At 63.8% G+C, this 18,665-nt stretch carries 15 protein-coding genes; 3 read left to right on the forward strand and 12 right to left on the reverse strand.

Annotated features, from left to right (window positions below):
• Nucleotides 1-3: 3 nt before the first annotated feature.
• Nucleotides 4-2,181 carry a primosomal protein N' gene (locus tag E8Q40_RS21545; RefSeq protein WP_137046455.1) on the reverse strand — a complete coding sequence of 726 codons (2,178 nt, stop codon included), beginning with the start codon at nt 2,179-2,181 and terminating at the stop codon, nt 4-6.
• 72 nt (nt 2,182-2,253) lie between these two features.
• On the opposite strand from E8Q40_RS21545, the gene E8Q40_RS21550 reads away from it, so the two are divergent.
• Nucleotides 2,254-3,195 carry a tyrosine recombinase XerC gene (locus E8Q40_RS21550; protein ID WP_137046456.1) on the forward strand — a complete coding sequence of 314 codons (942 nt, stop codon included), beginning with the start codon at nt 2,254-2,256 and terminating at the stop codon, nt 3,193-3,195.
• A gap of 80 nt (nt 3,196-3,275) precedes the next feature.
• Entirely contained in the window at nt 3,276-3,893 is a 618-nt protein-coding gene (locus E8Q40_RS21555; protein ID WP_137046457.1) for a DUF4337 domain-containing protein, read from the forward strand.
• 3 nt (nt 3,894-3,896) lie between these two features.
• Here E8Q40_RS21555 and E8Q40_RS21560 read toward each other — a convergent pair whose 3' ends face one another.
• From E8Q40_RS21560 to zapE, 10 genes are all read right to left on the reverse strand, one after another.
• On the reverse strand, nt 3,897-4,427 hold the full coding sequence (locus tag E8Q40_RS21560) for a hypothetical protein (protein ID WP_137046458.1): 531 nt from the start codon (nt 4,425-4,427) through the stop codon (nt 3,897-3,899).
• Nucleotides 4,428-4,579: 152 nt separating this feature from the next.
• Entirely contained in the window at nt 4,580-5,983 is a 1,404-nt protein-coding gene (lpdA, locus tag E8Q40_RS21565; RefSeq protein WP_205995844.1) for a dihydrolipoyl dehydrogenase, read from the reverse strand.
• A gap of 8 nt (nt 5,984-5,991) precedes the next feature.
• Nucleotides 5,992-6,225 (reverse strand): hypothetical protein, encoded by a 234-nt coding sequence (locus tag E8Q40_RS21570; protein WP_137046460.1) that lies wholly within the window; start codon nt 6,223-6,225, stop codon nt 5,992-5,994.
• A gap of 21 nt (nt 6,226-6,246) precedes the next feature.
• A complete protein-coding gene (odhB, locus tag E8Q40_RS21575) occupies nt 6,247-7,467 on the reverse strand; it encodes a 2-oxoglutarate dehydrogenase complex dihydrolipoyllysine-residue succinyltransferase (RefSeq protein WP_137046461.1) in 1,221 nt (406 codons plus the stop codon).
• Between the two features lie 120 nt (nt 7,468-7,587).
• Nucleotides 7,588-10,545, reverse strand: coding sequence for a 2-oxoglutarate dehydrogenase E1 component (locus E8Q40_RS21580; RefSeq protein WP_137046462.1), 2,958 nt, complete (start codon nt 10,543-10,545; stop codon nt 7,588-7,590).
• Between the two features lie 351 nt (nt 10,546-10,896).
• Entirely contained in the window at nt 10,897-11,781 is an 885-nt protein-coding gene (sucD, locus tag E8Q40_RS21585) for a succinate--CoA ligase subunit alpha (RefSeq protein WP_137046463.1), read from the reverse strand.
• Nucleotides 11,781-12,950 (reverse strand): ADP-forming succinate--CoA ligase subunit beta, encoded by a 1,170-nt coding sequence (gene sucC, locus E8Q40_RS21590; protein WP_137046464.1) that lies wholly within the window; start codon nt 12,948-12,950, stop codon nt 11,781-11,783. Before sucC ends, sucD begins: the two co-directional genes overlap by 1 nt.
• Before the next feature lie 114 nt (nt 12,951-13,064).
• Nucleotides 13,065-14,027 (reverse strand): malate dehydrogenase, encoded by a 963-nt coding sequence (mdh, locus tag E8Q40_RS21595; RefSeq protein ID WP_137046465.1) that lies wholly within the window; start codon nt 14,025-14,027, stop codon nt 13,065-13,067.
• 997 nt (nt 14,028-15,024) lie between these two features.
• Nucleotides 15,025-15,843, reverse strand: coding sequence for a DUF1003 domain-containing protein (locus E8Q40_RS21600; RefSeq protein ID WP_137046466.1), 819 nt, complete (start codon nt 15,841-15,843; stop codon nt 15,025-15,027).
• Between the two features lie 89 nt (nt 15,844-15,932).
• Nucleotides 15,933-17,105 carry a cell division protein ZapE gene (zapE, locus tag E8Q40_RS21605; RefSeq protein ID WP_137046467.1) on the reverse strand — a complete coding sequence of 391 codons (1,173 nt, stop codon included), beginning with the start codon at nt 17,103-17,105 and terminating at the stop codon, nt 15,933-15,935.
• 342 nt (nt 17,106-17,447) lie between these two features.
• Here zapE and E8Q40_RS21610 point away from each other — a divergent pair, with 342 nt between their 5' ends.
• A complete protein-coding gene (locus E8Q40_RS21610; RefSeq protein WP_137046468.1) occupies nt 17,448-18,023 on the forward strand; it encodes a GNAT family N-acetyltransferase in 576 nt (191 codons plus the stop codon).
• Here E8Q40_RS21610 and thpR read toward each other — a convergent pair whose 3' ends face one another.
• The gene (gene thpR, locus E8Q40_RS21615; RefSeq protein ID WP_137046469.1) at nt 18,024-18,557 is read right to left on the reverse strand and encodes an RNA 2',3'-cyclic phosphodiesterase; all 534 of its coding nucleotides are present in this window, start codon (nt 18,555-18,557) and stop codon (nt 18,024-18,026) included.
• Nucleotides 18,558-18,665 lie beyond the last annotated feature (108 nt).

Raw genomic sequence — 18,665 nt, forward strand, 5'->3', positions numbered from 1 at the left:
GGGTCAATAAAAACTCATCGGATCGACATCGACGTCCATCTTGATGCTGCCGCGCGCCTTCGGCGCGACGTTCAGCCAGTCGCGCAAATAAGCCGACAGGTTGAATTCGCGCGGCGCCTTAACCAGCAGCCGGTAGCGATGGCGGCCGCGCACCACGGCGATGGGCGCCTCGGCGGGACCGAGCACGCGCACCGTCTCGTTGTAAGGTGCCGCCTTCGCCACGGCTTTCGCATAGCCTTCGGCGTCGTGTTTGTTGTCGGCGGAGACGACGATGCCGGCCAGCCGGCCGAACGGCGGATAGCCCGACGCTTCGCGCAGCGCGATTTCGGTCTCGTAGAATTTCTCGCGATCGCCGAGGATCAGCGCCTTCATCACCGGATGCTCCGGCTGATGCGTCTGCAAAAAGCCGACGCCGCGATTGTCCTCGCGGCCGGCGCGGCCGACCACCTGATGCAGAAGCTGGAACGTCCGTTCGCTCGCGCGCGGATCGCCATTGCCCAATCCCAGATCGGCATCGATGATGCCGACCAGATTGAGCTTGGGGAAGTGATGGCCCTTCGCCACCAGTTGTGTGCCGACGATAATATCGAAACGGCCTTCGGCGACGTCGTCGAGTTCCTGCCGCAGCCGCTCCATCGACTCGACGAGGTCGCTCGACAGAATGAGAATGCGCGTGTCCGGAAACAGCTCGGCGGCTTCCTGCTCCAGCCGTTCGACGCCGGGGCCGACCGCGGTGAAGCTCTCGGTGGCGTGGCAGTTCGGGCACGCCTCCGGCGGCGGCATGTTGTAGCCGCAGTGATGACAGATCAGCCTTTTGCGGAAGCGATGATCGACCAGCCAGGCGTCGCAATTCGGGCATTGCAGGCGGAAGCCGCAGGCGCGGCATAGAGTGAGCGGCGCGAAACCGCGGCGGTTGAGGAACAGCAGCGCCTGATCGCCGCGCTCCAGCGTGTTATGGACGGCTTCGGCGAGACGCGGCGCGATGAAGCGGCCGCGCGGCGGGCCTTCGCGCGTGAGATCGATGGCCTCGACATGCGGCAACGACGCACCGCCGAAACGTTCCGGCAGATGCAGGCGGCGATAGCGGCCCTTGCGGGCGTTGACTTCGGATTCGACCGAGGGAGTCGCGGAAGCGAGGACGACGGGGATCTTCGCGATCGAGCCGCGCACCACCGCCATGTCGCGCGCATTGTAGCGGGCGCCGTCTTCCTGCTTGTAGGCCTGTTCGTGCTCTTCATCCACAACGATAAGCCCGAGATCGGCGTAAGGCAGAAACAGCGCCGAGCGCGCACCGACGACTACCGAGACCTCGCCTTCCGCGACCGCCGCCCAGGTGCGCGCGCGCAGGCGCGGTGACAATTGCGAATGCCATTCGGCCGGCTTGGTGCCGAAGCGCGCGGTGAAGCGGTCGAGTGACTGGCCGGTGAGCGCGATTTCCGGCATCAAAATGAGCGTCTGCCGGCCCTTGCGGATGTTCTCGGCCACCGCCTCGAAATAAACCTCCGTCTTGCCGGAGCCTGTGACGCCGTCGACCAGCGACACAACATAACCGCCCTGATCGACCGTGGTGCGTAGCGCGTCCGCAGCGGCCAGTTGCCCGAGCGAGAAATCGGGCTGGCGGAAATCCGGATCGGGCTGGCGCGATACTTTCTCCGGCGGCAGCACCACCGTTTCCAGCGTGCCCTCATCGACAAGACCGTCGATGACGCCGGTCGAGACGCCGGCCTCGCGCGCGGCATCGCCCTTGGCGCGCACCATGCCGTCTTCCAGCGCGCGCAGCACGCGTTGGCGCGCCACCGTCATGCGCTGCGGCGGCGGGCCGACGAGGCGGACGCCGACGCGCTCGCGCGCGGGCCCGAGATCATTGCCCATGCGCAGCGCCATGCGCAGCACCATGCCGCGCGAGGCCAGCGTGTAACCCGACACCCAGTCGATGAAGGTGCGCAGCTCGCTCTTCAGCGGCGGCACGTCGATCTTCGCCGCGATGTCCTTGAGGCGGTTGTGCAGGCCGGGCGCGGGATTGGGGTTTTCGGCCCAGACCACGCCCACGGTCTCGCCGCGCCGTCCGAGCGGCACGGCGACGACATCGCCGGGCGCGACCTCCATCCCCGCCGACACCCGGTAGGAATAGGCCTGGTCGAGCGCCACTGGCACCAGAACATCGACAATGCGCGTGGTCATAGAGGCGGGTCTAGGCCGATTCAGGGGCCAGAAGGAAGGTCTTAACCGGGCGCGCCTAGGCTCTTTGGCGCCATGAGCCTCACGATCGCCATCGCCCCCGACGTCGCCGCCGAAATCGGCCGCTGGCGCGCCTATCTCGGCGCGGAACGGCGCATGTCGCCGAAGACGCTGGAGGCCTATGAGCGCGATGTCGGCCAGTTCCTCGGCTTTCTGGCCGAGCACCTCGGCGGTCCGCCATCGCTGAAATCTCTGGCGAAAATCACCCCGGCCGATGTCCGCGCCTTCATGGCGGCGCGGCGGGCCGACGGCGCCGGCAATCGTACCTTGATGCGCTCACTGGCCGGAGCCCGCTCCTTCGTCCGCTTCCTTGAGCGCAACGGCAAAGGCAAAGTCGGCGCGCTCGCGGCCATCCGCGCGCCGAAGGCAGGCCGCACACTGCCCAAGCCGCTCGCCGCATCGGCCGCCAAACAGATGACCGACATCGATCTGCGCGCCGGCGAGGATCGCGAGACCTGGATCCTGGCGCGCGATGCCGCTGTGCTGGCGCTGCTTTATGGCTGCGGCCTGCGCATTTCGGAAGCGCTCGGCCTCAAGCGCGGCGACGCGAATGGCAAGGACGCGCTCACCGTTACCGGCAAAGGCAACAAGACGCGCATGGTGCCGGTGCTGCCTCAGGTCACCAAGGCCATCGCCGATTACCTCGCGATTTGTCCTTATGTGCAGCCACCGGAGGGCCCGCTGTTCGTTGGCGCCAAAGGCGGACCGCTCAGCCCGCGCATCGTGCAACTGGCAATGGCGACGCTGCGCGGCGCGCTCGGTCTGCCGGACACGGCAACGCCCCATGCCTTGCGCCATTCCTTCGCCACGCATTTGCTGGCGCGCGGCGGCGACCTGCGTTCGATCCAGGAATTGCTCGGCCACGCCTCGCTGTCGACCACTCAGATTTACACCGCCGTCGACAGCGCCCGTCTGCTCGAAGTTTATGCCAGCGCCCATCCGCGGGCGTCATCGTAATTTCATCGTCGACAACGCCGGCGCGCTCTTGCCGGCGCCCGCGCGGACGATCATCGTCCTCCACCAAACAGGGGACGACCATGGCGGGACCGCACGAAAACCTCGAACACGCCGAACACGCGGAGCACGCCTCCCACGGCGGCAACAAAAAGATCGCGCTGCTGATATCGGTGCTGGCGCTGTTTCTCGCTTTCTCCGAGACGCTCGGCAAGGGCGCGCAGACCGAAAGCATTGGTCTCAACATCAAGGCGTCCGACACCTGGAATTTCTTTCAGGCCAAGACCATCCGGCAGACCGGCATCCGGACCGCCGCGGACAATCTCGCAGCGATCGCACCGTCGATCGACAAGCCGGAAATCAAGGCGGCGATGGAAAAGCAAATCGAGACCTGGCGTGCGACGGCAATGCGCTACGAATCCGATCCCAAGGAGAAGGATGGTCGCAAGGAACTGCGCGAACTGGCCTTGAATTACGAGCATCAGCGCGATTACCAGCTCGCGCGCTACCATCAGTTCGAACTGGGCTCGGCGGCGTTCCAGATCGGCATCGTGCTGGCCTCGGCCGAAGTCATCACCGGCATGGTCGTGCTCGGCTGGCTGTCGGGGCTGGTTGGGCTTGTCGGCGTTATCTTCTCGGCCTTCGGCCTGTGGGCGCCGCACGCGCTCGACTTCCTGCTGCACGCCAGCGGCGCGCACTGATCGTCAGGCGGCGCCGCGAAACGCTCTGCGCCGCAATCGCTTTAGCAGGCGCAGGAAGCCGCCGCGCTCGCCGCGGAGCATTGCGGCAATCTGCTTCATGCGGACGCGCACCGGTTCGGTGATGGCATGCGCCCAGGCGCGCACGCGCAGCACCCACTCATAGAGCGCGCGAAACCACGCCATCTGCAGCAGCTTGTCGCGCGTCACATCGAAGATGAAGGCGGTAACGCCAACGCCGATCAGCTTGGCGGCGACAATGACAGCGACGGCCCAGAGCCAGTGCCGGGTTGCGAGGAAATAGACTTCGAGCAGCTTCAGCGGCATGACGACGAGAATGAGCGGCACGATAAACACGATCAAGGTCGCCCAGGGCGGCAGCCGCTCAATCCCCCGCGCCAGCTTTTGCTTGAAGGCCAGCCACGGAATAAAGCCGACGATCCGCGCGACCACCGGCGACAAGTGGTCCCACAGCCATGCTTCCAGGAGGAACAGCAAGGCGAGGAAAACCCAGAGGGGGCGGAGCCAGCGGCGCATCGGACTAATGTAGGAGGCCGAATAGCCGGATATAAGGCGTCAGTTCCGCCTCATCCTGAGGAGCGGTCGCAGACCGCGTCTCGAAGGATGGGGCGGCCACATGGTTCGAGACGCCGGGCTGCGCCCGGCTCCTCACCATGAGGCCGACCACCTCACATATGAATCGCGCGCTTGGCGACCGCCATGGCCGCTTCCTTCACCGCCTCGGGCAACGTCGGATGGGCGTGGCAGGTGCGGGCGATGTCTTCCGCCGCGCCGCCGAATTCCATGACGATGGCGGCTTCGGCGATCATGTTGCCGGCATCCGAACCGATGATATGCACGCCGAGCACGCGGTCGGTTGTGGCGTCGGCAATGACCTTGACGAAGCCGTCGGTCTGCTGGTTCGCCTTGGCGCGGCCGTTCGCGGTGAACGGAAACTTGCCGACGTTATAGGCGACGCCCGCGGCCTTGAGGTCTTCCTCGCTTTTGCCGACAGAGGCGATCTCCGGCATCGTGTAAACGACACCCGGGATGACGTCATAGTTCACGTGGCCAGCCTGGCCGACCAGCATCTCCGCGACCGCGACGCCTTCGTCCTCGGCCTTGTGCGCCAGCATCGGGCCGGCGATCACATCGCCAATGGCCCAGATGCCCGGCACGCTGGTCGCGTAGTAATGATCGGTGACGACGCGGCCGCGCTCGTCCATCTTCACGCCGAGCTCTTTCAACCCGAGGCCGTCGGTGTAAGGCACGCGGCCGGTCGAGACGAGGACGATATCGGCCTCAACGGTCTCCGCCTTGCCCTCGCCCTTCGCCGGCTCGATGGTCGCCTTCAGCGTCTTGCCGGACGAATCGACGCCGGTGACCTTGGACGACAGCTTGAACGCGATGCCCTGCTTCTCCAGCAGGCGCTGGCCTTGCTTGCGCACTTCGCCGTCCATGCCGGGCAAAATGCCGTCGAGGAATTCCACCACCGTGACCTTGGCGCCGAGACGGCGCCACACCGACCCCAGTTCGAGGCCAATGACGCCGGCGCCGATGACCAGAAGATGCTTCGGCACCTCCGGCAGCGACAGCGCGCCGGTCGACGACACGATGCGCTTTTCGTCAATGTCGATGCCGCGCAGCTTCGCCACGTCGGAACCGGTGGCGATGACGATCGACTTGGTCTCCAGCGTCGTCACCTTGCCATCGGCGGCTTTTACCTCGACCTTGCCCGGCGCGACGATGCGGCCGAAGCCGTAATGGGTTTCGACCTTGTTCTTCTTGAACAGGAAGTCGACGCCCTTGACGTTGCCGTCGATGGCATCCTGCTTGAACTTGAGCATGGTCGGCAGATCGAGCTTCGGGCTAGGCACGCCGATGCCCATCTTGGCGAAGGAGTGCCCGGCTTCCTCGAACAGCTCGGAGGCATGCAGCAGCGCCTTCGACGGGATGCAGCCGATGTTGAGGCAGGTGCCGCCGAGTGACTTTTTCTCGACCACCGCGGTTTTCAGGCCGAGTTGCGCCGCGCGAATGGCGCAGACATAGCCGCCGGGGCCGGAACCGATGACGATGAGATCGTAGGACATAATAATTTTACCTACCGCACTTTTCCTTCAAGAGCCGCTAACCGATCGAGAACGCTCTTGTCCGTGAGACTGATGACATACCACGTGATGAACCACCCCACGACGGGAATGAGGATCAAGAGCGTATAAGCGAAGCTCTTCCCTTTCCGGCGCGAAATCGGAACCATAAAAGCAAAAACGATGAGGGTTAAAGTTGCGAACGGCAACAGAGACATGAAAATGTCAGGCTCAGAAACAGGCTGCATGCGCCCCCTCCGTTTCAGCTTTTACAAATCCAAAACCAGCCGCGCCGGATCCTCCAGGTTTTCCTTCACGCGCACCAGGAAGGTGACCGCCTCGCGGCCGTCGACGATGCGGTGATCGTAGGACAGCGCCAGATACATCATCGGGCGCACCTCGATCTTGCCGCCGATGACCATCGGCCGCTCCTGGATCTTGTGCATGCCGAGAATGCCGGACTGCGGCGCATTGAGGATCGGCGTCGACATCAGCGAGCCATAGACGCCGCCGTTCGAGATCGTGAAGGTGCCGCCCTGCATCTCGTCGATCTTGAGCTGGCCGTCGCGGGCGCGCTTGCCGAAATCGTTGATCTTCTTCTCGATGCCGGCGAGCGACATCATGTCGGCGTCGCGCACCACCGGAACGACGAGGCCCTTCTCGGTGCCGACGGCAACGCCGATGTGATAGTAGTTCTTGTAGACCAAGTCAGTGCCGTCGATCTCGGCGTTGACTGCGGGAATGTCCTTCAGCGCGGCGATGCAGGCGCGCACGAAGAAGCCCATGAAGCCGAGCTTCACGCCGTGCTTCTTTTCGAACAGATCCTTGTACTGATTGCGCAGCGCCATCACCGTGGTCATGTCGACCTCGTTGAAGGTCGTGAGCATGGCGGCGGTGTTCTGCGCGTCCTTGAGGCGGCGCGCGATGGTCTGGCGCAGCTTGGTCATGCGCACGCGTTCTTCGCGCGAAGCATCGTCCGGCGCGGACGGCGCGCGCATCTGCACCGGCGTGGCGACCGGCGTCGGGGCGGAGGCGGCCTTCTCGATGGCGGCGAGCATGTCGCCCTTGGTCACCTGGTTCTTGAGGCCGGTGCCGGCGACGGTCGACGGATCGACGCCGCTTTCGGCAGCGAGCTTGCGCACCGACGGGGCCTGCGCCGTGTTGGTCGCGGCGGCGGGGGCACTGGCAGGGGCAGCCGCAGGCTTGGCCGGAGCCGCGGCGGGCGCGGCAGCGGGCGCAGCCTTGGCCGCACCAGCGCCGTCTTTGATGGTGCCGAGGATCGCACCGACACCGACGGTGTCGCCGTCCTTGGCGGCGATATCACCGAGCACGCCGGCGGCCGGCGCCGGCACTTCCAGCGTCACCTTGTCGGTCTCGAGCTCGACGAGCGGCTCGTCGACCGCGACGGCGTCGCCGGGCTTCTTGAACCACTTGCCGACGGTGGCTTCGGTCACCGATTCGCCCAGCGTGGGCACCTTGATGTCAGTCATGATTGTTTCCGTTCAATGATCTTGTTTCGGCGTCATCATCCGCGAAAGCGGATGATCCAGCTCTTCCGGCAGAGAGCAGAAAGCGCTGGGTCTCCGCCTTCGCGGGGGCGACGAAAATGATTACCCCAGCGCCTCGTCGAGGAACTGCTTGAGCTGCGCGAGATGCTTCGACATCTGGCCGACCGCGGTCGACGCCGAGGCCGGACGGCCGGCATAGCGGGCGCGGCGGTGCTTGGCGTTGATCTGGTTGAGCACCCATTCAAGAAAGACGTCGACGAAGAACCAGGAGCCCATATTGCGCGGCTCTTCCTGGCACCAGACGATTTCAGCTTGCTTGAAGCGCGACAGCTCGGTGACCAGCGCCTTGGTCGGGAACGGATAGAGCTGCTCGACGCGCAGGATGTAAATATCGTTGACGCCGCGCTTCTCGCGCTCCTCATAGAGGTCGTAATAGACCTTGCCCGAGCACAGCACGACGCGGCGGATCTTGTCGTCGGGCGCAAGCTTGATCTTCTCGCCGGGCAGCGACTGCGCGTCGTCCCACAGCAGGCGATGGAACGAAGTGCCGGCGTCCATCTCGGCGAGGTTCGAAATCGCACGCTTGTGGCGCAGCAAGCTCTTGGGCGTCATCAGGATCAGCGGCTTGCGGATCTCGCGCTTCAATTGCCGGCGCAGGATGTGGAAGTAATTGGCCGGCGTGCTGCAGTTGGCGACCTGCATGTTGTCTTCGGCGCACATCTGCAGATAGCGCTCGAGGCGCGCCGACGAATGCTCCGGCCCCTGCCCTTCATAGCCATGCGGCAACAGGCAGACGAGGCCCGACATGCGCAGCCACTTGCGTTCGGCCGAGGAGATGAACTGGTCGAATACGACCTGGGCGCCGTTCGCGAAATCGCCGAACTGCGCTTCCCACAAAGTCAGCGTGTTCGGCTCGGCGGTCGAATAGCCGTACTCGAAGCCGAGCACTGCTTCTTCCGACAGCATCGAGTTCATCACGTCGTACTTGGCTTGGCCGTCGCCGAGCTTGTTGAACGGCACGTAACGCTTCTCGGTGTCCTGATCGAACAGCACCGAATGACGTTGCGAGAAGGTGCCGCGCTCGGAGTCCTGACCCGACAGGCGGACCGGATGGCCTTCCTTGAGCAGCGAGCAGAAGGCGAGCGCTTCGGCGGTCGCCCAGTCGATACCCTCGCCCGTCTCGATCGCCTTGCCGCGATTGTCGAGGAAGCGCTGCACGGTGCGATGAACGTTGAAGTCCTTCGGCACCGTGGTGATCGCCTTGCCGATGGCGCGCAGCTCGGCGAGCGGAACGCCGGTATTGCCGCGGCGCGGATCGTCGGCATCCTGCGCCGGCTTGAGGCCCGACCAGCGGCCGTCGAGCCAATCGGCCTTGTTCGGCTTGTAGGCTTGGCCGGCTTCGAATTCGGCGTCGAGGCGCGAGCGCCAGTCGGCACGCATCTTGTCGATCTCGCCTTCGGTAACGACGCCTTCGGCGATCAGCTTCTCGGAGTAGATTTCCAGCGTCGACTTACGCGAGCGAATGTTCTTGTACATCACCGGCTGTGTGAATGCCGGCTCGTCGCCTTCGTTGTGGCCGAAGCGACGATAGCACCACATGTCGATGACGACCGGGTGCTGGAACTTCATCCGGTATTCGGTCGCGACCTTGGCCGCGTAGACCACCGCCTCCGGATCGTCGCCGTTCACGTGCAGGATCAGCGCGTCGATCATCTTGGCGACGTCGGACGGATAAGGCGACGAGCGCGAGTAACGCGGATAGGTCGTGAAGCCGATCTGGTTGTTGACGATGAAGTGAATGCTGCCGCCGGTGCGATAGCCCTTCAAGCCCGACAGGCCGAAGCATTCCGCCACGACGCCTTGGCCGGCGAAAGCCGCGTCGCCGTGAATCAGCAACGGCATCACCATGGTGCGATCTTCCGGCGTCGCGCCGTGCTGCTCCTGCTTGGCGCGCACCTTGCCGAGTGTCACCGGATCGACGATTTCGAGATGCGACGGGTTCGGCGTCAACGACAGATGCACCTTGTTGCCGTCGAACTCGCGGTCCGACGAAGCGCCGAGGTGGTACTTCACGTCGCCGGAGCCTTCGATGTCATCCGGCGTCGCCGAGCCGCCCTTGAATTCGTGGAACAGCACGCGGTGCGGCTTGCTCATCACCTGCGTGAGCACGTTGAGGCGGCCGCGATGCGGCATGCCCAGCACGATTTCCTTCACGCCGAGATTGCCGCCGCGCTTGATGATCTGTTCGAGCGCCGGGATCAGCGATTCACCGCCGTCGAGACCGAAGCGCTTGGTGCCGGTAAATTTGACGTCGAGGAACTTTTCGAAGCCTTCGGCTTCCACCAACTTGTTGAGGATGGCGCGCTTGCCCTCGCGGGTGAACTGGATTTCCTTGTCGCGGCCTTCGATGCGCTCCTGGATCCAGGCTTTCTGCGCCGGATTCGAGATGTGCATGAACTCGACGCCGAGCGTCTGGCAATAGGTACGGCGAAGGATCGTGACGATCTCGCGCATCGACGCGAATTCGAGGCCGAGCACCTTGTCGAGGAAGATCTTGCGATCCATGTCGGCTTCGGTGAAGCCGTAGGACGCGGGCATCAGTTCTTCTTCGTTCGGCTCTTCCTGAATGTTGAGCGGATCGAGCTTGGCGTGGAAGTGGCCGCGCATGCGGTAGGCGCGGATCAGCATCAGCGCGTGGATGGAATCGCGCGTCGCCTGCATGACATCGGCGCTCGACAGGTCGACACCCTTGGCCTGCGCGGTCTTGGTAATCTTTTCGCCGAGCTTCTTTTCGGTCTCGGCCCACTGCCCGTCGAGCGCGGCGACCAGATCGCCGCTCGGCCGCGCCGGCCAGTTCGGCTTTTTCCAGGAGGCGCCCTGGGCCTGCTTCACCACATCTGGACCGTTGTCCTTGAGCGCCTCGAAGAAGGTGCGCCATTCGGCGTCGACCGAGTTCGGGTCTTTCTCGAACCGGGCCTGCAGGTCTTCGATATAGGCGGCGTTACCGCCATAGAGGAACGAGGTGTGGGCGAAGGCGGCGTTGGCGTCTTGGCGGGACATGAGATCTGGGTCCTGGCGCGGCGCAATTGCCGCGCGATGTGCGTTTCCGGCGTGAGGCAATCCGGCAAAGAGCCCGGCGATCCCCAGCCGGACCGCAAGCTGCTCTGTCGGATTGGGCCGCTCCCGGGCATGACGCCCTAGGTCGGCGGACCTCACTCTTAAACCTATTTATGACGTAGTTAAGTCCAAAAAAGCATAGAAATGAACTATAGTTCATTTTAACGGATACGCCGCAGAGGCCCGCACCAGGCCTAAGGCCAAAACTCAGGGCGCCGCTCCAAACGACAAGCGCCGCCGGCATCAGCCTGGCGGCGCTTGCATCTGGTTGGCTGTCTGCCTGACGGGGCCGGCTTAGCCCTTCAGCACTTCCACCAAAGTCTTGCCGATGCGCGCCGGCGACGGCGACACGCGAATGCCGGCGGCTTCCATCGCCGCGGTCTTCGACTTCGCATCGCCCTTGCCGCCGGAGATGATCGCGCCGGCATGACCCATGCGGCGGCCCGGAGGCGCGGTGACGCCGGCGATGAAGCCGACCATCGGCTTCTTGCGGCCCTTCTTGGCTTCGTCGATCAGGAACTGCGCGGCGTCTTCTTCGGCCGAACCGCCGATTTCGCCGATCATGACGATCGAGGTGGTCTTGGGATCGGCAAGGAACATCTCCAGCACGTCGATGAACTCGGTGCCCTTGACCGGATCGCCGCCGATGCCGACCGCCGTGGTCTGGCCGAGGCCTTCGCGCGTCGTCTGGAACACCGCTTCATAAGTCAGCGTGCCGGAGCGCGACACGATGCCGACCGAACCGGTCGAGAAGATGTTGCCCGGCATGATGCCAATCTTGCATTCGCCGGAGGTCATAACGCCCGGGCAGTTCGGCCCGATGAGGCGCGACTTGGAGCCCGACAGCGCGCGCTTGACCTTGACCATGTCCATCACCGGAATGCCTTCGGTGATGCAGACAATGAGCGGGATCTCGGCCTGGATGGCCTCGCAGATCGCATCGGCCGCACCCGGCGGCGGCACGTAGATCACGGAGGCGTCGGCCCCCGTTTTCTCCTTAGCCTCGGCCACGGTGTCGAACACCGGCAGGTCGAGATGCGTCGAGCCGCCTTTGCCCGGCGAGGTGCCGCCGACCATCTTGGTGCCGTAGGCGATGGCCTGCTGCGAATGGAAGGTGCCGTTCTTGCCGGTGAAGCCTTGGCAGATGACCTTGGTATTCTTGTCGATGAGGACGGACATTACGCAGCCTCCTTCACGGCCTTGACGATCTTCTGCGCGGCATCGTCCAGGTCGTCACCGGAGGTGACGTTGAGGCCCGATTCCTTGATGATTTTCTTGCCGAGGTCGACGTTGGTGCCTTCGAGGCGCACGACCAGCGGCACCTTGAGACCCACTTCCTTCACCGCGGCGACAACGCCTTCGGCGATGACGTCGCACTTCATAATGCCGCCGAAGATGTTGACCAGGATGCCTTTCACGTTCGGATCGGAAGTGATGATCTTGAACGCCGCGGTGACCTTCTCCTTGGTGGCCGAGCCGCCGACATCGAGGAAGTTCGCCGGCTCCATGCCGTAGAGCTTGATGATGTCCATCGACGCCATCGCAAGGCCGGCACCGTTGACCATGCAACCGATCTGGCCGTCGAGCGCGATGTAGTTGAGGTCGTATTTCGACGCCTCGACTTCCTTGTCGTCTTCTTCGGTGATGTCGCGCAGCGCCATCACATCGGCGTGGCGATAGAGCGCGTTGTTGTCGAAATCGACCTTGGCGTCGAGGCAGATGATCTTGGCGTCCTTGGTCACGACCAGCGGATTGATCTCCAGCATGGACATGTCCTTGGCGATGAACGCCGCATAGAGCTTGGGCAGAATATCGCCGATCTGCTTGGCGAGATCGCCGGTCAGCTTCAACGCCTGCGCAACGGCGCGCGAGTGATGCGGCATCAGGCCGGTCGCCGGATCGACCGAGAACGAAACGATCTTGTCGGGGGTGTCGTGCGCGACCTGCTCGATGTCCATGCCGCCTTCGGTCGAGACGACGAAGGCGACGCGCGAGGTTTCGCGATCGACCAGCGCGGAGAGATAGAACTCCTTATCGATGGCCGAGCCTTCTTCGATGTAGAGGCGGTTGACCTGCTTGCCCTTCGGGCCGGTCTGGTGCGTGACCAGGGTCGAGCCGAGAATGCGGGTCGCTTCCTTCTTCACGTCGTCGACGGTCTTGACGACCTTAACGCCGCCGGCCTTGCCGCGGCCGCCGGCATGGATCTGGGCCTTCACCACCCAGACCGGACCGCCAAGCTCATTGGCGGCTTTGATGGCCTCATCGACGGTGAAGGCGGGGATGCCGCGCGGCACCGGGACGCCGAATTCCTTCAGAACTGCTTTGGCTTGGTACTCGTGGATATTCATCGGCTCTCCCCAACTCCCTAGGCTGTCATGCCCCGCGAAAGCGGGGCATCCAGTATTCCCGGTCTCGCAGCGATTACTGGATCGCCCGCTTGCGCGGGCGATGACAGCAACGAGTTACGCCAAAGTCGGCGCGATCTTCTTGCAGGCCTCGATGAGACCCTGCACGGAGGCCGCGGACTTCTCGAAGGCGGACTTTTCCGCGCCATTGAGATCGACTTCGACGATGCGCTCGACACCCTTGGCGCCGATCACCACCGGCACGCCGACATAGATGTCCTTCATGCCGTACTCGCCGCTCAGATAAGCGGCGCAGGGCAGAACACGCTTCTTGTCGAGCAGGTAGCTTTCCGCCATCGCGATGGCCGAGGCCGCCGGCGCGTAGAAGGCCGAACCGGTCTTGAGCAGGTTGACGATTTCGGCGCCGCCATTGGCGGTGCGCTTGACGATCTCGTCGACGCGGGCCTGCGTGGTCCAGCCCATCTTGACGAGATCCGGCACCGGAATGCCGGCGACCGTCGAGTAGCGGGTGAGCGGCACCATGGTGTCGCCGTGGCCGCCGAGCACGAAGGCGGTGACGTCCTCGACCGAGACGTTGAATTCGTCGGCGAGGAAATAGCGGAAGCGCGCCGAGTCGAGCACACCGGCCATGCCGACGACTTTCTGCTGCGGCAAGCCGCAGGACTTCTGCAGCGCCCACACCATCGCGTCGAGCGGGTTGGTGATGCAGATCACGAATGCATTAGGCGCATACTTGGCGATGCCGGCGCCGACCTGGCCCATGACCTTGAGGTTGATGTCCAGGAGGTCGTCGCGGCTCATGCCCGGCTTGCGCGGCACACCGGCGGTGACGATGCAGACATCGGCGCCTTCGATCGCCTCATAGGAGTTGGCGCCGGTGAATTTGGCGTCGAATTTGTTGACCGGGGAGGACTGGGCAATGTCCAGCGCCTTGCCCTGCGGAATGCCTTCCATGACGTCGAACATAACGACGTCGCCAAGCTGCTTGAGGCCGACCAGATGGGCCAGCGTGCCGCCGATTTGGCCAGCGCCGATCAATGCGATTTTATTACGCGCCATGATGGGAAACTCTTTGCTTGCTGCCGCGGAGCGCGGCCGCCGATGGCTTAGCCATTTTGCTGTTGCGCAGCAACATTTCCGCCCTGTTTTCTTATCGTGTATACATAATACCAACAGAGCATTCGACCAAAGTCCAGAGCGATTCGCCTGGAAAGTGCGGACGCAGCGCAACGTAGTCTCGCAGTGCGACATGCCGGTGAGAATCGAGGGGTTTCATCTCGACCATCGAAGAGCGCTGCGGTGCGAAGGCAGATGTGCGGCATGAACGGCGAGTTCGTGGGGCGTTAGGTTCTCCGTCTTCACCCTCCCCTGGAGGGGGAGGGTCGACTGAGCGAGCGCAGCGAGATTCAGTCGGGGTGGGGTGAGCTTTCGGAGTCAAAGGTTCACCCCACCCCGGCTCGCATCTTCGATGCTCGCCGACCCTCCCCCTCCAGGGGAGGGTGAAGAAGAAGCGCGGCGGACATGCGTCATCGCCCGTATTCTTTGGTCGGCCCCGGGCAGGCCGCAGTCCCAGTTCGCATTCCTATCCAACGCCCCCTAACGAGGGCGCGCGGAACGCCGGGGCTCGAACAGCCCCGCAGCCTCGTGTGAGTGTGAGTTAGATTCACACGAGTTAGTCACCACGGAATTGCCGAGCCTTTGGCGTTCCGCGCGCGGTGTTTCTTAGGTTTGCTCCGCATGGCCCCCGGTGGACTCACGACCTTTCAGGCGGGCCCTTCTTACGTCGGGGCAGCCTATCCACCGCTGTGGGATTTCTTCAGGACGTGACGCAACCTCCCGTCACCCCACGCCCAGTTACACTCCCCGTTGCGCGCGGTTTAGCGCGCCAGGACCGATGCGGCTTGGACCGCCGGGAGGGAAACCGCGCCGCATCTCCGACGCCCCAAACCCGGCCACCGCTCCCCGCCCCAGCATCTGAAGATGCTGTACAGACACCCCTCGCTAGATGGGGCGGGATGAGGTGGAATATAGGCCTAGTAGGAATATAGGTCAAGGACTATTTTCTGGGAAAGTTGCGAAGCGCAGAGTCCTGCATCATCTCAAGCTGAATCTGCTGAATCTCGGCCAGCCGCTCCCACTGCCGCGTGAGGATGTGATCGATCTTCTCGTGCAGGTGCCGGATTTCCAGCTCGGCCTTCAGGTTGACGCGATAGTCGTTCTCCGAGCGCAGCCGGTCCTTCGCCTCCTGCCGGTTCTGGCTCATCATGATGATCGGCGCCTGGATCGCCGCCAGACACGACAGCACCAGATTGAGCAAGATGAACGGATAAGGATCGAACACATCGCGCTGCACGGCGATGAGGTTGAAGGCCATCCAGACGACCAGCACCGCGAAGAAGATCATGATGAAGGTCCAGCTGCCGCCGAAGGCCGCCAGCCGATCGGAAAGACGCTCGCCGAAGCTGCGCTGTCCGGCATATTCGGCCTCGACGTTTTCGGCCAGCGTTTCATGGGCGGCGAGGCTCTCGACCACCTCATGCTCGAGCCGGGTGAGTTCGCCGCGCTCCTGGCCGAGGAGTTCGGCGACATAACGCGAGCGGTAGCGGTCGAGGTCCGCGTTGCAAACGTAACCCTCGGCCGGCAGGTCGGGATGCTCGGCATGAATGCGGTCGAGCAGACTGGGCCGCACCACGTCGAGCGACGTCACGTCGCGGAGCGGCTTTTCCTTGTTGCAGATCACGCACTGAAAGCGCACCGGCCTGGCTCGCTTCGCCCGGGTCGGCACGCCGCTTGTGGATGCGTCGTTTTGGGATGCGTTGTTTGAGGAAAGGGGCGGCGTGCCGCCCTCGCCGGTCGGATGCGATGGATCGGACATATGACGGTCTCGCTTGCGGTCGCCCAGGCTATATGTCGCGCCGCGCGGCGCGATTGGCAACGGTCAACCGCCTTGCGAAAAACTAAATTCTACGTATCGACGATCTTCGCCAGATCGACATTCTCCGCCGTGCGCGGCCCATGCGGCAAACCGAGATAAGACTGCGAACGCATTTCGAACAGGCGCGAAGCGGTGCGCTTGAACTCGTTGGCCTCATAGCCGTCGGTGCCGGTGTAGAGCTGCTCGGGCGACGCCTCGGCAGAGGCGAGCAGCTTCACCGCATGGTCGTACAAGGTATCGACCAGGATGATGAAGCGCTTGGCCTCGTTGCGGCGCGACTGATCCATCACCGGGATGCGGTCGATGATGAGGGTGTGGAATTCCAGCGCGACCTTGAGGTAGTCCGCGGCCGCCAGCGGCTTCGAACACAAATCGGCGAAATCGAATCGGGCTACGCCCATGGCCGCCTTCGGCACATTGACGATGTGCCCTCTCACCACCATTTCGTGCGCGGCGCCTTCGGCGTCGCCGACCAGATCGCGCCAGGCGTTGTCCAGCGCCGCCTCGGCCTGGATATCGGGGGGCACGTACCAGGCATTGACGCCGGTGAGCTTTTCCAGCCGGAAATCGGCGCGGGCATTGAGCCGCACCACTTCGCACTGCTGCTCCAGCAATTTGAGAAACGGTACGAACAGCGCGCGGTTGAGCCCATCTTTATAAAGATCCCGCGGTGCCAGGTTCGACGTCGCCACCATGACAACGCCGCGCTCGAACAGCCGCGTGAACAACCGGCCGAGGATCATCGCGTCGGCGATATCGGTGACGTGGAATTCGTCGAAGCAGATGAGCTGCGTCTCGTCGGCGATTTCCTCGGCGGCATGGAGGATCGGGTCCTGGTCCGGAACCTTGCCGTCCTTGATGGCCTGCCGATAACGATGCACCCGCTCGTGCACGTCCGCCATGAATTCATGAAAATGCGCGCGGCGCTTCTTCTCGACCGGCGTGGACTCGTAGAACAGGTCCATCAGCATGGTCTTGCCGCGGCCGACCTCGCCATGGACGTAAAGACCCTTCACGGGCGTCGCTTTCGCCTTCTTGGCGAACAGCCAGCCGAGCGACGACGACTTGCGCGCCAGCAGCCGCTCGGTCAGCCGCTGATCGAGCGCGACATAGTGCCGGGCAAGTTCGGCCTGCGCCGGATCGGCCTCGATCTTTCCGGAGGCGACCAGCGCCGCATAGCGGCTGGCAAAGGTTTGAGGCATGCGTGGAAGGACATATAGCGGGGCGGCGGGGTAATGCCGCAACTGCTAAGGCGTACCGCCGCACCTGTAAATCGCCCGATTCGCCAGGGCAGCCTCTTCGCGGGGCGGCAGATGGACACGCCACACGACAAACCCGCGGCGAAAACGTTCATAGCGGGTATTCCGGCGACCCAGATACCGCATTAACCTATTGTAACCCATGCGTTTTCTGCAACGGAGGCCGTCTGCGGCCAAAAGCGCATCGCATTTTTGCTGCAATGCACCATATACATGCACACAAACAAAAAGTGAGTCGGGAGACCCAGGGAACAAGCTAACCACCTGACCTGAGGACTTCCGACAATGAACGAGCCCCTGCCCGACGACGGCGTCGTCCGCAAGCTCTGGCCCGCCGAGGCCGCCGCCTACCGCGATCACCTGCTGCGCCTCGACCGCGAGAGCCGCAACACGCGCTTCTCCGGCGCGGTCTCCGACGAATTCATCGACAAGCACGCCCACAGCATCAGCGACTTCGGCGTCATCGTGTACGGCTTCTTCGTCGACGGCGTGCTGCGCGGCGCCGGCGAACTGCGCCCGGTGGGTCCGCTGTTCAGCCACGAGGCCGAGGCCGCTTTCTCGATCGAAAAGGACTGGCAGAGCCACGGCGTCGGCACCGCGCTGCTCGAGCGTATCCTGTTGTCGTCGCGCAACCGCGGCATCCGGTTGCTGCGCATGGATTGTCTGGCCGGCAATCGCCGCATGCAACAGCTCGCCCGCAAGTTCGAAGCCGACTTTACCTTCGATTTCGGCAGCATCATCGGCGAGGTGAAGGCGCCGCGCTACACAGCCTTGTCGCTCGCGCTCGAAGCCGTCGAAGACGCCCACGGCATCGCCACCTCGATGCTCGACGCGCAGATGCGGCTGTTCAAGGTGGCGTAGTCAGAGAAGCGGATAGCTTTCTTCCACCACATAAGGCCCGCCGCCGGTCGAGGCGCGCGATGAGAACAGCACGAAGCGCGTCACCGGAAACGGCGCCGTGCGGAAGAAGCCGCGCGCCGACAGGTAGTCCGCGACATCGAGGCTGGATGTCGAGCGCAGCCGCGCCAAAGTCACATGCGGCGTGAACTTGCGCGTTTCCGGTTCAAGCCCGATGCGGCGCATCAGCCGCTCCTGCTCATCCTGCAACTCCGCCAGAGCCGGCTCGGCCGCGACCTGCGCGTAGACCGAGCGCGGCTTGCGGCCGCCGAATGAGGCCAGCCCGTCGAAATGCAGATCGAATGCGGGTTTGCGGATATCGGCGAGGATGGAGGCCGCATCGTTCGCGGCGCGGTCGTCGATATCGCCGAGGAAGCGCAAGGTGATGTGATAATTCTCGCGGTCGATCCAGCGCGCGCCCGGCAGCCCGCCGCGCAGCATGTTCAGCGCTTCGGCGACGCCGGAGGGAATTTCGATGCCGGTGAAGAGACGGGGCATGGGTTGGTTCTCAGAACGTCAAACACACTCGTCATGGCCGGGCTTGTCCCGGCCATCCACGTCTCACAGCATAAAGAAGACGTGGATGCCCGGCACAAGGCCGGGCAT

Source organism: Pseudolabrys sp. FHR47 (assembly GCF_005153485.1).
Classification (GTDB): domain Bacteria; phylum Pseudomonadota; class Alphaproteobacteria; order Rhizobiales; family Xanthobacteraceae; genus Pseudolabrys.

Coding starts and splice junctions, on each gene's coding strand:
- E8Q40_RS21545 (WP_137046455.1), bottom strand. CDS start 2,181: ATGACCACGCGCATTGTCGATGTTCTGGTGCCAGTGGCGCTCGACCAG.
- E8Q40_RS21550 (WP_137046456.1), top strand. CDS start 2,254: ATGAGCCTCACGATCGCCATCGCCCCCGACGTCGCCGCCGAAATCGGC.
- E8Q40_RS21555 (WP_137046457.1), top strand. CDS start 3,276: ATGGCGGGACCGCACGAAAACCTCGAACACGCCGAACACGCGGAGCAC.
- E8Q40_RS21560 (WP_137046458.1), bottom strand. CDS start 4,427: ATGCGCCGCTGGCTCCGCCCCCTCTGGGTTTTCCTCGCCTTGCTGTTC.
- E8Q40_RS21570 (WP_137046460.1), bottom strand. CDS start 6,225: ATGCAGCCTGTTTCTGAGCCTGACATTTTCATGTCTCTGTTGCCGTTC.
- odhB (WP_137046461.1), bottom strand. CDS start 7,467: ATGACTGACATCAAGGTGCCCACGCTGGGCGAATCGGTGACCGAAGCC.
- E8Q40_RS21580 (WP_137046462.1), bottom strand. CDS start 10,545: ATGTCCCGCCAAGACGCCAACGCCGCCTTCGCCCACACCTCGTTCCTC.
- sucD (WP_137046463.1), bottom strand. CDS start 11,781: ATGTCCGTCCTCATCGACAAGAATACCAAGGTCATCTGCCAAGGCTTC.
- sucC (WP_137046464.1), bottom strand. CDS start 12,950: ATGAATATCCACGAGTACCAAGCCAAAGCAGTTCTGAAGGAATTCGGC.
- mdh (WP_137046465.1), bottom strand. CDS start 14,027: ATGGCGCGTAATAAAATCGCATTGATCGGCGCTGGCCAAATCGGCGGC.
- E8Q40_RS21600 (WP_137046466.1), bottom strand. CDS start 15,843: ATGTCCGATCCATCGCATCCGACCGGCGAGGGCGGCACGCCGCCCCTT.
- zapE (WP_137046467.1), bottom strand. CDS start 17,105: ATGCCTCAAACCTTTGCCAGCCGCTATGCGGCGCTGGTCGCCTCCGGA.
- E8Q40_RS21610 (WP_137046468.1), top strand. CDS start 17,448: ATGAACGAGCCCCTGCCCGACGACGGCGTCGTCCGCAAGCTCTGGCCC.
- thpR (WP_137046469.1), bottom strand. CDS start 18,557: ATGCCCCGTCTCTTCACCGGCATCGAAATTCCCTCCGGCGTCGCCGAA.